Source organism: Streptomonospora nanhaiensis, from assembly GCF_026642255.1.
Lineage (GTDB): Bacteria > Actinomycetota > Actinomycetes > Streptosporangiales > Streptosporangiaceae > Nocardiopsis > Nocardiopsis tropica.
On sequence record NZ_CP113264.1, the window covers coordinates 1,971,224 to 1,984,022 of the forward strand.

12 protein-coding genes are annotated in these 12,799 nt (G+C 72.3%); 10 read left to right on the forward strand and 2 right to left on the reverse strand.

The annotated features are described in order from the left end of the window. Positions 1 to 16: 16 nt before the first annotated feature. From OUQ99_RS08700 to OUQ99_RS08735, 8 genes are all read left to right on the forward strand, one after another. Entirely contained in the window at positions 17 to 958 is a 942-nt protein-coding gene (locus tag OUQ99_RS08700) for a dihydroorotate dehydrogenase (RefSeq protein ID WP_267948914.1), read from the forward strand. A 319-nt stretch (positions 959 to 1,277) separates the two neighbouring features. After that, positions 1,278 to 1,985 carry an orotidine-5'-phosphate decarboxylase gene (pyrF, locus tag OUQ99_RS08705; RefSeq protein WP_267948915.1) on the forward strand — a complete coding sequence of 236 codons (708 nt, stop codon included), beginning with the start codon at positions 1,278 to 1,280 and terminating at the stop codon, positions 1,983 to 1,985. A gap of 414 nt (positions 1,986 to 2,399) precedes the next feature. Further along, positions 2,400 to 2,723 (forward strand): integration host factor, actinobacterial type, encoded by a 324-nt coding sequence (gene mihF, locus OUQ99_RS08710; protein ID WP_267948916.1) that lies wholly within the window; start codon positions 2,400 to 2,402, stop codon positions 2,721 to 2,723. Between the two features lie 319 nt (positions 2,724 to 3,042). After that, a complete protein-coding gene (gene gmk / locus OUQ99_RS08715; protein ID WP_267948917.1) occupies positions 3,043 to 3,630 on the forward strand; it encodes a guanylate kinase in 588 nt (195 codons plus the stop codon). Positions 3,631 to 3,773: 143 nt separating this feature from the next. Beyond that, complete coding sequence (rpoZ, locus tag OUQ99_RS08720; protein WP_267948918.1) at positions 3,774 to 4,040, forward strand: DNA-directed RNA polymerase subunit omega; 267 nt, start codon at positions 3,774 to 3,776, stop codon at positions 4,038 to 4,040. Positions 4,041 to 4,251: 211 nt separating this feature from the next. Continuing rightward, positions 4,252 to 5,442, forward strand: coding sequence for a bifunctional phosphopantothenoylcysteine decarboxylase/phosphopantothenate--cysteine ligase CoaBC (gene coaBC / locus OUQ99_RS08725; protein ID WP_267950309.1), 1,191 nt, complete (start codon positions 4,252 to 4,254; stop codon positions 5,440 to 5,442). Positions 5,443 to 5,741: 299 nt separating this feature from the next. Continuing rightward, positions 5,742 to 6,935: a methionine adenosyltransferase gene (gene metK / locus OUQ99_RS08730; RefSeq protein ID WP_267948919.1), complete on the forward strand. Its 1,194-nt coding sequence runs from the start codon at positions 5,742 to 5,744 to the stop codon at positions 6,933 to 6,935. Positions 6,936 to 7,117: 182 nt separating this feature from the next. After that, positions 7,118 to 7,807 (forward strand): hypothetical protein, encoded by a 690-nt coding sequence (locus OUQ99_RS08735; protein ID WP_267948920.1) that lies wholly within the window; start codon positions 7,118 to 7,120, stop codon positions 7,805 to 7,807. 92 nt (positions 7,808 to 7,899) lie between these two features. On the opposite strand, the gene OUQ99_RS08740 is transcribed toward OUQ99_RS08735, so the two are convergent. Then, positions 7,900 to 9,132, reverse strand: a complete 1,233-nt coding sequence (locus tag OUQ99_RS08740; protein ID WP_267948921.1) for a DUF349 domain-containing protein — start codon at positions 9,130 to 9,132, stop codon at positions 7,900 to 7,902. Positions 9,133 to 9,583: 451 nt separating this feature from the next. Here OUQ99_RS08740 and OUQ99_RS08745 point away from each other — a divergent pair, with 451 nt between their 5' ends. Beyond that, a complete protein-coding gene (locus OUQ99_RS08745; protein ID WP_267948922.1) occupies positions 9,584 to 10,261 on the forward strand; it encodes an MBL fold metallo-hydrolase in 678 nt (225 codons plus the stop codon). A gap of 266 nt (positions 10,262 to 10,527) precedes the next feature. Further along, complete coding sequence (gene aspS, locus OUQ99_RS08750) at positions 10,528 to 12,288, forward strand: aspartate--tRNA ligase (protein WP_267948923.1); 1,761 nt, start codon at positions 10,528 to 10,530, stop codon at positions 12,286 to 12,288. Positions 12,289 to 12,391: 103 nt separating this feature from the next. Here aspS and OUQ99_RS08755 read toward each other — a convergent pair whose 3' ends face one another. Beyond that, positions 12,392 to 12,535: a hypothetical protein gene (locus OUQ99_RS08755; RefSeq protein ID WP_267948924.1), complete on the reverse strand. Its 144-nt coding sequence runs from the start codon at positions 12,533 to 12,535 to the stop codon at positions 12,392 to 12,394. Between the last annotated feature and the right edge of the window lie 264 nt (positions 12,536 to 12,799).

The window sequence follows — 12,799 nt, forward strand, 5'->3', positions numbered from 1 at the left end:
GACCGAGTGAAGGCACGTGAACGCAGACCTCAGGACCCGGGTGGGCGGCATGGACCTGCCCAACCCCGTGGTGACCGCCGCCGGATGCGCCGGCTCCGGCCGTGAACTGTCCCAGTTCTTCGACATCGCGTCGATCGGCGCCGTGACGACCAAGTCGGTGATGCTGGAGCCCCACGCGGGGCGTCCGGCGCCGCGCATGGCCGAGACGCCCAGCGGCATGCTGAGCACGACGGGCATGCAGGGCCCCGGGGTGGACGTGTTCCTCCAGCGGGACCTGCCCTGGCTGCTGGCCCGCGGCGGCCGGGCCATCGTCTCCATCGCCGGGGCGGGGGTGGGCGAGTTCGGCGAGCTGGCCAGGCGGATCTCGGCGGCCGACGGCGTCAGCGCCATCGAGGTGAACCTGTCCTGCCCCGACCCGGCCGCCCCGTCGGGGCGCCACTTCGCCGACGACGCCTCCCACGCGGCGGCGGTGGTGCAGACGGTGCGCTCCCACGCCCGCTCGGACCTGCCGGTGCTGGCCAAGCTGGCCGCCGACGTCCCCGACGTGGTGGAGCTGGCCTCGGCGTGCGTGGAGGCGCGCGCGGACGGCCTGTCCATGATCAACACAGTGCGCGGCATGGCGGTGGACACCCGCACCCTGCGGCCCGCGGTGGCCGGGGGGATGGGCGGGCTGTCCGGCCCGGCGATCCGGCCGCTCGCCGTGGGGTGTGTCTACCGCGTGCACGAGGCGCTTCCCGGGGTGCCCATCATCGGGATGGGCGGCGTCCGCACGGGCGCCGACGTCCTGGAGTTCATGGCGGCCGGGGCGAGCGCCGTGGCGGTCGGCACGACCAACTTCTCCGACCCGTCCGCGTGCAGCCGCGTGCTCCGGGAGTTCACCGAGGCGCTGGAGGCGCGGGGCTTCGCCAGGGCCTCGGACGTGGTGGGAGCGGCCCACCGGCAGGGGGCCGGGGCGTGACAGGTCGGGCACACGGCGCACAAGGGCCCTGACCGGCCTGAACGGCGTTGAGATGGCTCTGTGCGACCAAACAGGCGCATCCTGGCGCAAGGGGGCGGACTCGGGGGAGCGTCGGGCTACGTCCGTCTGGGCGGCCGTTACGGGGAAGTGATACGGAATGGGCGCATGAAGCGACTCATCCGGGGAATCGCACACCTTGATGGTGTGCACAGGACAGTGGACGTGCATCGGCCGATGCTTCGGTAAGCACATCGGTAAGCACGTGCAGATGTTGCACGCACCGGCACGGAGCCGGTGGCACACGATTGGAGAGACCGACATGACCGCGCCTTCCGCGCCCATCGCCGTCGCGATCGACGCCGGGGACATCGAGACGGCGGCCACCTGGGCCTCGGCCGTCGCACCCCACGTGAGTACGGTCAAGGTGGGACTGGAGCTGTACCTGCGCTACGGGCCGGAGGTGGTCAGCGCGGTGCGCGGGGCCAGCCGGCTCGGGGTCTTCCTCGACCTCAAGCTCCACGACATCCCGGCCACGGTCGAGGGCGCCGCGCGCAGTGTCGCGTGGCTGCGCCCCTCCTTCCTCACGGTGCACGCCTCCGGAGGGGCGGACATGGTCCGCGCGGCCGCGGAGGCGGCCCCGGACACCAGGATCGCCGCCGTGACCGTGCTCACCTCCATGGACGAGGCGGACCTGGAGCAGGTGGGGCTGCTCGGCCCGGCCCGGGACGCGGTGCGGCGCCTGTCCGCGCTGGCGGTGGGCGCCGGGGCGCGCGCCCTGGTGTGCTCCCCCCGGGAGGTGGCGCTGGTGCGCTCGGAGGTGGGGCCGGACGTCACCCTCATCACACCGGGAGTGCGCCCGGCGGGGGCTGACAGGGGGGACCAGTCGCGCGTCGCCACCCCGGAGGAGGCCATCGGGGCGGGGGCCGACCTGTTGGTCATCGGCCGCCCCATCACGCGGGCGCCGGACCCCGGCGCGGCGGCGGCCTCCCTCGCGGCCGCCGTGCGGCGGGCCGGGGCCAGGGTCTAGGGGAGGCGGACGGACGGGAGAACGGCGCCGGGAGCACCCTTCGACGGTGTCCCGGGGGAAGGGGCGAGGGGATCGAAGGATCCCGGGGACGAACCAACGAAGCGAGCTCATCACGCGCGGTTATGGATCACTGACGGTCACCAATTAGGTGTGTCCGAAACTCGGAACGGGCTGCCCGGAGTGACCCGGGTCACCCCTCTGTGACCTGCGCTGGTGACGCGCTTTATGCTCGGCCCAATCGGGACCAAGGTCCTGTATTTCGTCTCCGACCGCAATTGAATGGTAACTCTACGTAGTTAGTTCGATGAAATAGCCGCTGAAAGGGCACTTTACGTTGCCTAACAGGGGTCAGACCTACTAACTTGCGCAGGCGTCCGCCCTCTACAAACGAGTAGAAATCCGAGGTGACCCGGCGTGGCCCTTCCTCCCCTCACACCTGAACAGCGCACCGCGGCTCTGGAGAAGGCCGCTAAGGCCAGAAAAGAGCGCGCGGAGGTCAAGAACAAGCTGAAGAACGGCGGCATCTCGTTGTCCGAGGTGCTCGCCAACGGCCTCAAGGACGACGTCATCGGCAAGATGAAGGTTTCGGCTCTGCTGGAATCCCTCCCCGGTGTCGGCAAGGTCCGTGCGAAGCAGATCATGGAGCGTCTCAACATCGCCGAGTCGCGCCGTGTCCGCGGTCTGGGGACCAACCAGCGCGCGGCCCTGGAAGCCGAGTTCGGTGACCTCACCAAGTAACACCCGGTAGGAGCAGTACGCAGTACGCCGGCCCGTCCGCGTCCCCCACAGTCGCGGCGGAGAGCGCGCCGCGACAGCGGCGGGCTCACGGTGAAGCCACAGCGCGAGCCGCGGTCGGCGGACGGATGGCCCCAGGTCACAACCGTCCGCCGCACCGCGGCTCGGTGGTATAAATGGAGCTTCCCGCGACCGTTCGCGGACACCCCCGCACAGCAGCCGCCCGCACGGCGACGCGCCCGGTCCCGCCAGGTCCCCGGAGCGCGGCCGATGGCCTCCGGCCCCGCGGCGGACAGGCCCCGAAGGGAAGCCCCGAACACACATGCCTGAACTCGCATCCGAGTCCCGTCCGGCCGAGAAGCGGTTGATCGTCCTGTCCGGCCCCTCGGGTGTGGGGAAGAGCACCGTGGTCGCCAACCTGCGGCGCGAGCACCCCGACGTGTGGCTCTCGGTCTCGGCCACCACCCGCGCGCCCCGGCCCGGCGAACAGGACGGCGTCCAGTACCACTTCGTCACCGACGAGGAGTTCGACCGCCTCGTCGCCGAGGACGAGCTCCTGGAGTGGGCCAGGTTCGCGGGCAACCGCTACGGCACCCCGCGCGGCCCCGTCCAGGCCCGCCTGACCGCCGGCGCCCCCGTGCTGCTGGAGATCGAGCTCCAGGGCGCCCGCCAGATCCGCGAGACCATGCCCGAGGCCTACCACGTCTTCCTCGCGCCGCCCTCCTGGGAGGAGCTGGTCCGCCGCCTCACCGGGCGCGGCACCGAGTCCGACGAGGTCATCCGTCGCCGGCTGGAGGTCGCCAAGGTCGAGCTCGCCGCCGAGAAGGAGTTCGACACCACGCTCGTCAACACGTCCGTGCAGGAAGTGTGCGCCGAGCTGCTAGCGTTGATCGACGCGCCCAAGGTGTGATAGCGGCGGGGCCCACGGCCACCGCCGCCCGCGTCCGCCCGCGCCGGGTTCGCCCCCGGAGGCGCCGCGTATCCTCGAACACGTCCCGAACGATCACGTCACGGCTTCCGACGAGCCGGAGACCTTCCCTGGGGGTAAACGAAGTGGCTGGTACCGAGCCCGTCGCCGAAGGCATCACCAATCCGCCCATCGACGACCTGCTGCAGCTCGTCGACAGCAAGTACAGCCTGGTCACCATGGCCTCCAAGCGGGCCCGCCAGATCAACGCCTACTACGCCCAGCTCGGCGAGGGCCTCCTGGAGTACGTCGGCCCGCTGGTCGAGACCCAGGTGCAGGAGAAGTCCCTGTCCATCGCCCTGCGCGAGGTCAAGTCCGGCCTGCTCACCGCCGAGCCCTACGAGGGCACCTGATCCGCCCCTCCGCCGCGGCCGTCCCGTGCCACGGGCCGGCAGGCGCGGCGGAGCCCGGCGCTGCCGCGGCGTGCCGCCGGAGCCCGCACACCGCCCTCCACCGCCCCGTCGGGCGCGCGGGGGGCGCGGCCGTCCGCGGGGTCGGCGCGTGCCCGCCCGGCCGGGCCTGGTAGAACTCCTTCCTGTGAGTGAGACACAGAGCGTTCCCCGGGTGGTCCTCGGCGTCGGCGGCGGCATCGCCGCCTACAAGGCGTGCGAGCTGCTCCGCCGTCTGACCGAGTCCGGCCACCGCGTCCGGGTCGTGCCCACCGCCGAGGCCCTCCGCTTCGTCGGCGAGCCCACCTGGGCGGCCCTGTCCGGACAGCCCGTCACCACCGGGGTGTGGGACGGGGTCGACGAGGTCCCGCACGTGCGCATCGGGCAGGAGGCCGACCTCGTGTTCGTGGCCCCGGCCACCGCCAACCTCATGGCGAGGGCCGCCGCCGGCCTGGCGGACGACCTCCTCACCAACACCCTGCTCACCGCGCGGTGCCCCGTGGTGTTCGCACCCGCGATGCACACGGAGATGTGGGAGCACCCCGCCACCCGGGCGAACGTGGCCACCCTGCGCGCGCGGGGCGCCGTCGTCCTCGACCCGGCCGTGGGACGCCTCACCGGCGCCGACAGCGGACGCGGCCGCCTCCCCGAGCCCTCCGAGCTGTTCGAGGCCGCACGGCTGGTCCTGCGCCGCGGAACCGCCGCCCCCGACCTGGCCGGCCGCCGCGTCGTCGTCTCCGCCGGGGGCACCAGGGAGGCCATCGACCCGGTCCGGTTCCTCGGCAACCACTCCTCCGGCAAGCAGGGGTACGCCCTGGCCCGCACCGCCGCGGCGCGCGGGGCCGACGTCACCCTCGTCGCCGCCAACGTCTCCCTGCCGGACCCGGCCGGGGCCCGTGTCGTGCGGGTGGGCTCGGCCGCCGAGCTCGCCGAGGCGATGGAGGCCGAGAGGCGCGGCGCCGACGCGGTCGTGATGAGCGCGGCCGTCGCCGACTTCCGGCCGGTCAGGAGCGTCGCCTCCAAGATCAAGAAGTCCGGTGCGGCCCCCGGGCCCATCGAGCTGGTCGAGAACCCGGACGTCCTGGCGGGCCTGGTGGCCTCCCGGGCGTCGGAGGCGCCCGGGCAGACCATCGTCGGGTTCGCCGCCGAGACCGACGACGTCGTCGCCAACGGCCGCGCGAAGCTGGAGAGGAAGGGCTGCGACCTCCTCGTGGTCAACCAGGTCGGGGGAGGGCGCGCGTTCGGCACAGAGGACAACCAGGCGGTCGTCCTGGGCGCCGACGGTTCCGTCACGGACATCCCGACCGGGCCCAAGGACGACCTCGCCGACCGTGTGTGGGACCTGGTCGTCGAACGCCTCCCCTGACGGCTTCCGCGGCCCCGGGTCCGCCTGTGTGGGCGTTCGCACAGGCAGACGGGGTGCCCGCGGACGAACAGCCTGGACACCAGGACTGGATTCCTACCGCCGAGTACGCCACACTGCGAACGGGTGTCCTTGCCGACATGCGACGCGGTCGGCAGCCGGACGCCCGTCCCCACCAGTCCGGTTACAGTGGACCGATAACCAACCGCGTCGGTCGGCATTGGCCGCCCCCGGCAGGCCGCCGGAGCGCTGTGCCGCACCGACACATGTCAGCCAGCAGCCGCTGCAAGGAGTCACGCAACGTGTCCCGCCGCCTTTTCACCTCCGAGTCGGTCACCGAAGGCCATCCCGACAAGATGGCCGACCAGATCAGTGACGCGATCCTCGACGCGATGCTCACCCACGACCCGCGCAGCCGGGTCGCCGTCGAGACGCTGATCACCACCGGTCAGGTCCACATCGCGGGTGAGGTCACCACCCAGACCTACGTCGACATCCCCGCCATCGTGCGCGAGAAGATCCTCCGGATCGGATACGACTCCTCCGCCAAGGGGTTCGACGGTGACTCCTGCGGGGTCAACGTCTCCATCGACGCCCAGTCCCCGGACATCGCCCAGGGCGTCGACACCGCCTACGAGGCGCGCGTCGAGAACGAGGACGACGCACTCAACCGGCAGGGCGCCGGCGACCAGGGCCTGATGTTCGGCTACGCCAACCGGGAGACCCCCGAGCTGATGCCGCTGCCGATCAAGCTGGCGCACTCGCTCTCCGAGCGGCTGGCGGCGGTCCGCCGCAACGGCACGGTGCCCTACCTGCGCCCGGACGGCAAGACCCAGGTCACGGTCGAGTACGAGGGCCAGGTCCCCGTGCGCCTCGACACCGTCGTCGTCTCCAGCCAGCACTCCGCGGACATCAACCTGGAGGAGATGCTCGCCCCGGACATCCGCGAGCACGTCATCGAGCCGGTCGTGGCCGCCTTCGGCCTGGAGTCCGACAACTACCGGCTGCTCGTCAACCCGACCGGCCGCTTCGAGATCGGCGGCCCGATGGGCGACGCCGGACTGACCGGGCGCAAGATCATCGTGGACACCTACGGGGGCTACGCCCGCCACGGCGGCGGCGCCTTCTCCGGCAAGGACCCGTCGAAGGTGGACCGCTCGGCGGCCTACGCCACCCGTTGGGTCGCCAAGAACATCGTCGCCGCCGAGCTCGCCGAGCGCGCCGAGGTCCAGGTGGCCTACGCCATCGGCAAGGCCCACCCGGTCGGTGTGTTCATCGAGACCTTCGGCACCGAGACGGTCGCACCGGAGCTGATCGAGAAGGCCGTCAAGGAGGTCTTCGACCTCCGTCCGGCCGCGATCGTGCGCGATCTGGACCTGCTGCGCCCGATCTACTCCGCGACGGCCGCCTACGGCCACTTCGGCCGGGAGCTGCCCGAGTTCACGTGGGAGAGCACCGAGCGGGCCGCCGCGCTGCGGTCGTTCGTGGGCGTCTGAGCCCGACCTCTCCCGCTCCGTCCCCGGACGGAGCCCGCCCCGGGGGCGGGCGGCCCGAGCGGCCGCCCGCCCCCGGTGTGTCCGCGCCCGCCTCCCGCATGGCGTACGGCCAAAACAACTACTCCGTGTTATGACATATGCACGAAAGGTAATTTTCTGTGCTCGCACGCGGAGGAAGCACCATGGCCGTGACCACGGCGATGTCGGCACTGGGCCTGGCGGCCATGATCGCCCTGCCCGGCGCCCACCACGCACCCGGCCCGGGCCCGTCGGCGGACGACGCGGCCGTACCGGGGGCGGACACCCTGCACGTGTCCCTGGGGACGCGCTCCGACGAGGAGCGGCTGAGCCCCGGGGACCACGTCGAGTACACCATCCGGGTGCGCAACTCCGGCGCCGGGGACCTCCCGGACGCCGAGATCGTCCAGTTCCTGCCGTCCACGATGCGCTACGTCTCGGGCTCGGCCGGGACCAGGGCCGGGGTCGAGGAGGGGCAGGTGACGTGGACCCACGACCTGGCGTCGGGCGAACGGGCGGACTTCCGGGTCACCGGGGAGATCACCGGGGTCCGGGAGGGCGGCGAGCACCCCGTCACCACCGTGTGCCTGCGGCCCGAGCCGGGGGCGGCACTGGCCGCGTGCTCCTCCGCCGTGCACAGGGTCTACGGCTCGGTGCCCCTCGTCTGGGTGGTCGCGGGGCTGCTCCTCCTGGTCGCCTCCGCGGCCTGCGTCGGCGGCTACGCGCGCCACCGGGGCGACCGGCGGTCCGACCCGCTCCCGCACCTGCCCGGCGGCCCCGCACCGGAGCCCGCCGCGAACGTCAGGACGCTCACGGACGGCGCCGACGTCTACGAGCTGGACGCGCACCGCTAGCGGTCCGGACGGGACGCGCCGTACCGGGCGCACACGCGCAAGGGCCGCGCCCCGCGGGGCGCGGCCCTTGCGCACGCTGTGGCCCGGCCTGCTCAGCTCAGCTCGCCGAGGGCCTTCTCCGCCTCGGCCAGCCACGAGCGGCGCGCCTCCAGGGCGTCCTCGTGCTCCTTGACGCGGCGGTCGTCGCCCCGCTCCCTGGCCTTCTCCAGCTTGGCCTCCAGGTCGGTGATCGCCGCCGCCAGCTGGGACACCGTGTCCCTGGCGCGGGCGATCGCCTCCGGGTTGCTCCGCTCCCACTCGGCGTCCTCGGCCCGGCGCACACCGTCCTCGATCCGGCGGAAGGCGCCCTCGAGCTGGTCGCGCACGTCGCGGGGCAGCTCACCGGCCTCCTCCCACGCCTCCTGGAAGTCGCGCAGGCGGGCACGGGCCCGGCGCGGGTCGGAGATCCCCGGGATCTCCGCCTCGGCCTCGGCCAGGATCCGCTCCTTGGCCTCGGCGTTGACCCGCAGCTCCGCGTCGCGCTCGGCGAAGGTCGCGTTGCGCGCGTCGAAGAAGCGGTCCTGGGCCGCCTTGAAGCGCGTCCACAGTTTGTCCTCGCTCGCTCTGTCCGCGCGCCCGGTCCTCTTCCACTGCTGCATGAGGTCGCGGTAGGCGCGGGCCGTGGGCCCCCAGTCGTCGGAGCCCGACAGCGCCTCGGCCTCGGCGACGATGCGCTCCTTCTCCACGCGCACGGAGTCGCGCTCCTGGTCCAGGTTCGCGAAGTACGTCTTGCGGCGCTTGGAGAAGGAGTTGCGCGCGGCGGACATCCGCTTCCACAGCGCCTGCTCGGTGGGACGGTCGGCCCGGGGGGCCTTCTTCCACTCCTCGATGAGCTGCAGCATCCGCTCGCCGCCGGACTTCCAGTGCGTCGTCTCGGCCGCGACCCGCTCGGCCTCGGCGACGATGCGCTCCTTGGTCTCCCGGGCCTGCCCGCGGGCCTGCTCCTGCGCCTGCTTCTGCTCGACCTTGCGCTCCTCGGCGCGGCCGGAGAGGGCGTCCAGCCGCCTGCCCAGCGACTCCAGGTCGCCGACGGCGTTCGCATCGGTGACGGCGGAGCGCAGCTTGTCGATGTTCGACATCGCGGCGGCGGCGGACAGGTCCGTGCTGCGGAGCCGCTTCTCCAACAGCTCCACCTCGGTGACCAGGGCGTCGTACTTGCGTCGGAAGAACGCCAGAGCCTCCTCCGGCGCCCCCGCCTGCCACGATCCGACGACCCGCTCACCTTCGCTCGTGCGGACGTAGACCGTGCCGTCGTCGTCTACGCGGCCCCAAGGGTCCGTGGTCACCGTGTCCTCCTGCTGTCATGAGCCCCGCCGTGGGGCGGGCTCGGGTCGTCGCGCCGCTCGCGCGCCGCGTCGTGATGGGAACCACCGTGCTCAGCACGATATCCATACGATTCGACGGGCGGCGACGCGCCGTGATTCACATCGGCGCAGATCATGCGTGTCCGCGCGTCCCCGTGTGTCCCTCCGGGCCGCGCACCCGCCCGGAAGAGGCGCAGGTCGGGGCCTCGGCGCACACGACGACGGTGACCAATATGGCATTACCACGCGGTTTGGCAAAGAGGCGAGCCGCGCGCGGTGATCGAATGGTGATCAAACGCTTTCGCCGAGGTGCCCGACGGGTCGCCCCTCCTCCCGTGCCTCGGTAGGCTCTGCACCTGAGGGTTCGCGCGTTCCGAACCGCGGGCCCGCCCCTCCGACCGCGCACCCGACCGAGGACAGGACGACATCCGCCGTGCTCATCGCCGCACTTCCCACCGGGCCCCTCGCCGCGAACTGCTACGTGCTGGCACCGGCCCCCGGCGGCGACTGCATCGTCGTCGACCCCGGGCAGGAGGCGGCCGAACAGGTCGAGAAGGTGCTGTCGGAGCACGGCCTGACGCCCGTCGCGGTCCTGCTCACGCACGGGCACTTCGACCACGTGTGGTCGGCCGCCGAACTCGGCGGGCGCCACGGCGTGCCGGTCCACGTGCACGCCCGGGACCGCCACCTGCTCACCGACCCCGCCGCCGGGGTCGACCCCGGCTTCGCCGCCCGGCTGTCCTCCCTGCTGGGGGAGGGCCCCCACGCCGAGCCCTCGGACCTGGTCGAGGTGGCCGGGGGCGACACCCTGTCCCTCGCCGGCCTGGAGGTCGGGGTGGAGCACACCCCCGGGCACACCCCCGGGTCGGTCGTCTACACGGTCACCACGGAGGACGGGGTCCCCGTCATGTTCGCCGGCGACCTCGTCTTCGCCGGGTCCATCGGACGCACCGACTTCCCCGGCGGGGACCACGAGGCCATGCTGCGCAGCCTCGCCGACGCGGTCCTGGCCCGGCCCGACGGCACCCAGGTCCTGCCCGGTCACGGCCCCGCCACCACGGTCGAGCGGGAGCGCGCCACCAATCCGTACCTGCGCGACATCGCCGGCTGAGCCCGCCCGGACGACCCACCCCGCAGGAACGACGTGATGACCACCGAACACCGCAGAGGCGTCGACGCCCCGAGCGCGCCCCCCCGGCCCCGCGACGGACGAGATACCCGCACCGGCCCCGCCTGAGGCGGGTTCCGGTGGTTTCCACACCGCCGTCCCCGGCCCCGGGGCCCGGGTGCGCGCGGGCGGTGTGCACAGGATCGGCCCGTACCAAAGCGCAGGTCGGGCACACTGGACACGAACCAAGACGCTGAAGGAGAAGTTCGTTGATACGCACGCATGAGGCAGGTGCGTTGCGCGCCGAGCACGCCGGCGCGACCGTTGTCCTCGCCGGCTGGGTGGCACGCCGCCGCGACCACGGCGGAGTGGTCTTCCTCGACCTGCGCGAAGCCTCCGGAGTGGCCCAGGTCGTCGTCCGCGAGGACGACCTGGCCCACGACCTCCGCGCGGAGTACTGCATCAAGGTCACCGGCACGGTCCGGGTCCGGCCCGAGGGCAACGAGAACCCCGAGATCCCCACCGGCGCGATCGAGGTCGCCGCCGACGAGATCGAGGTGCTCAGCGAGTCCGCCCCGCTGCCCTTCCAGCTGGACAGCGCCGCGGACGTGGCGGAGGAGACCCGCCTGCGCTACCGGTACCTGGACATCCGGCGCCAGGAGATGGCGGAGAACCTGCGCCTGCGCTCCAAGGCCACCTACGTCGCCCACGACGTCATGCGCGACCTCGGCTTCGTGTACGTCGAGACGCCGTACATGACCCGCTCCACCCCCGAGGGCGCCCGCGACTTCCTGGTCCCCGTCCGCCTCCAGCCGGGCCACTGGTACGCCCTGCCGCAGTCCCCGCAGCTGTTCAAGCAGCTGCTCATGGTCGGCGGCATGGAGCGCTACTACCAGCTCACCCGCTGCTTCCGCGACGAGGACCTGCGCGCCGACCGCCAGCCGGAGTTCACCCAGATCGACCTGGAGATGAGCTTCGTCGACGAGGAGGACATCTTCGCCGTCGGCGAGAAGCTGTTCACCCGCCTCCTGCGCGAGGTGCGCGGCGTCGAGCTGCCCGGGCGGTTCCCCCGGATGCGCTTCGCCGAGGCCATGGACCGGTTCGGCTCCGACAAGCCGGACCTGCGGTTCGGCCAGGAGCTGGTCGAGGTCACCGAGTACTTCGCGGACACCCCGTTCCGGGTCTTCAAGGCCCCCTACGTGGGCGCCGTGGTCATGCCGGGCGGCGGGTCCCAGACCCGCAAGGAGCTGGACGCCTGGCAGGAGTGGGCCCGCTCGCGCGGCGCCAAGGGCCTGGCCTACGTGCTCGTCCAGGAGGACGGCACCCTGGGGGGCCCGGTCGCCAAGAACCTGTCCGACACCGAGCGCGAGGGCCTGGCCGCCGAGGTCGGCGCGGCGCCCGGCGACGCCGTCTTCTTCGCGGCGGGCAAGCGCTCCGAGAGCCAGGAGCTGCTCGGCGCCGCGCGCCTGGAGATCGGCAAGCGGTGCGACCTGATCGACACCTCCCTCTGGGAGATCCTGTGGATCACCGACATGCCGCTGTTCGAGGAGGCCGACGAGGAGGGCTCCTGGAAGCCGGTGCACCACCCCTTCACGGCTCCGGCCGTCGAGGACGAGGACGACTTCCAGGAGCACCCGGGCACCACCAACTCCCGGGCCTTCGACCTGGTGCTCAACGGCTACGAGCTCGTCTCGGGGTCCATCCGTATCCACCGTGCCGAGATGCAGCAGCGCGTCTTCGACACGATCGGCCTGAGCAAGGCCGAGGCGGAGTCCAAGTTCGGGTTCCTGCTCGAGGCGTTCAAGTTCGGCCCGCCCCCGCACGGCGGCCTGGCCGTGGGCTGGGACCGGATCATCATGCTCCTGGCCGGACAGCCGACCATCCGCGAGGTCATCGCGTTCCCGAAGACCGCTTCGGGCGGCGACCCGCTGACCGGGGCGCCCACCCCGATCACCGGGGCCCAGCGGGCCGAGGCCGGGGTGGACGCGGACCCGGAGGCCGAGGCGCAGGCCAGGGCCGGCCGGAAGTAGGTCCGGAGGGGGCCTGAGAACCCTGTGACGGGGGCGGTGCGCGGTGGACGCGCACCGCCCCCGGCGCGGTTCCGGGAGTGTGTCGGCCCCGGGGACGGAGCGGCTACGGCTTCCTGCCCCCGCAGCTCCAGCAGGAGTGGTCGCCGTCGGAGTTGCTGCTGCCGCACAGTCGGCAGTCCCAGTCCCAGACGGTGCCGCTGATCCTGAACGTCGCCACGGCACGCTTGAGCACCAGGTACATGGGCATGTCCTCAGGGGGTCGGAGAATTTCACACTTCATGTTCGGTGCCCGGATTAGGCCTACTTTGAACCTTCCTAAACGGTCACACGGAGATATTCGTCGACTATCGGGCGTAGCCGTTCGGTCCGAAGGCGGCCGAACCCGGCCCCTCCGCCCGGGCGCGGATGCGCCGGGGGCCGCCATCCCCTACCGTTGGGGGCGAATCACCCTTCCCGTACCGCGATCCACACGTGTCCTGGAGTGAACACGATGTGTCAGTGGGGATGTCCC